The organism is Shigella sp. FC1544 (assembly GCF_001722145.1).
In the GTDB taxonomy this organism is placed as follows: Bacteria; Pseudomonadota; Gammaproteobacteria; order Enterobacterales; family Enterobacteriaceae; genus Escherichia; species Escherichia coli.
On record NZ_MECT01000345.1, the window covers coordinates 1 to 982 of the forward strand.

The window sequence follows — 982 nt, forward strand, 5'->3', positions numbered from 1 at the left end:
TATTCCACCTGTTTTTTACCATGAGCACCAATCATTTTTCTTAGATAACTTTAAAGAGGTTGTGGATGAAGTTAGCAGGTATGTGCATGGTAATCAGGGAAAAACTGATGTGCCAATATTTAATACTAAAGATATGAGGCTTGGAATTGGGTTGCATCTTATTGATTTTATAAGAAAGAGTAAAGATCAAAGATTCCGAGAGTTTTGTTATAATAAAAACATTGACCCTGTTAGTCTGGATAGAATTATAAACTTTGTGTTTCAGCTTGAGTATCATATACCAAGAATGCTAAGCACAGATAACTTCAAAAAGATAAGACTCAGAGATATATCTTTGGAGGATGCCATTAAAGCATCCAATTATGAAGAAATTAACAATAAGGTGACTGATAAAAAAATGGCTCATCAAGCTCTTGCTTATTCTCTAGGCAATGCAAAATCTGATATGGCACTTTATATACTATCTAAATTTAATTTTACAAAACAAGATGTCGCAGAGATGGAGAAAATGAACAACAATATGTATTGTGAGCTGTATGATGTTGAGTATTTACTTAGTGAAGATAGTGCCAACTATAAAGTGCTAGAATATTTTATTAATAATGGATTGGTTGATGTAAACAAAAGATTTCAAAAAGCAAATAGTGGGGACACTATGCTTGACAATGCAATGAAAGGCAAAGATTCAAAAACAATTGATTTTTTATTAAAAAATGGAGCGGTATCAGGCAAACGATTTGGGAGGTGACCTAAAATATATTTAGGTTGTGCCCTGAATCTGACGTTGTCATTTTTGTTATATTGATCGATATAGGGGATGGTGCAGACCGTTCCCCTGCAACAACACATTGCATGTGGTGAACGCCCCGGGAATCCTGGAGACTAGGCTGTGTCCCTTAATTACGTAAGCGTTGATAAAAGAGTCGGATGCAGCCCAGTTTCACCATCGCCAGGTAATTTCTCGCCGTTTTGTCGTAACGCG

At 35.6% G+C, this 982-nt stretch carries 1 protein-coding gene; it reads left to right on the forward strand.

Going from position 1 to position 982, the window contains the following annotated elements; translation table 11 throughout:
- Positions 1–748, forward strand: a 748-nt coding sequence (locus BGK49_RS16095; protein WP_069375776.1) for an OspC family protein, incomplete at its 5' end; no start/stop codon positions are given.
- Between the last annotated feature and the right edge of the window lie 234 nt (positions 749–982).